Origin of the sequence: Shewanella sairae (assembly GCF_023283535.1) — a bacterium.
Lineage (GTDB): Bacteria > Pseudomonadota > Gammaproteobacteria > Enterobacterales > Shewanellaceae > Shewanella > Shewanella sairae.
On the sequence record NZ_JAKILT010000227.1, the window covers coordinates 1 to 553 of the forward strand.

The window sequence follows — 553 nt, forward strand, 5'->3', positions numbered from 1 at the left end:
TGACGCTGAGCTTTTCCAAAATTTGAGTCACCAGTGAAATGCCAATATCAAAAATAGAGCTTGGGGATATGGATTTGTATGTCGCGGCGTCGCCTGCAAGCCTTGCCCCTATCCAAGTAAAGCCGTTGACGATGGCGGCGGCAATTTGTGGGGCACTGGTCAGTAACCACCAGAAAAAGCCCACTATGAAAGTGCGTTTAAACAGCTCTGCAATCAGCTCTTTAATATCAGCGCCTTTTAAGGCCATTTCACCAAAGCCCCACGCCCACGAAATGGTCACTAACATCCAAAATAACCAGGTGGTGATAGGTAGGATGATGGCGGGCCATTTGCTTGCAGTGTTTTCAAAGACTCGCAGTAGCTCATTCATGGCGCCGGTGTCGGGAGCACCGTTTGCCGCGAATGCAGGGTTAATCAGGCATAACAGGATAAGCAGCGCGGTAATGACTATGCGCATGGGGTTTCCTTAAAATTGTTTGAGCTCATAGCTTTCAAGCTGTCGGGACTCAAGCGAGGGCACATTGCCTTGCATGAATTTATCGGTTTGGGCTTG

At 49.0% G+C, this 553-nt stretch carries 1 protein-coding gene; it reads right to left on the reverse strand.

Features of this window, described 5'->3' with window-relative positions; genetic code table 11:
* The coding region (locus L2748_RS24325) for a type IV secretion system protein (RefSeq protein WP_248957849.1) at positions 1-457 on the reverse strand (457 nt) is incomplete at its 3' end.
* Positions 458-553 lie beyond the last annotated feature (96 nt).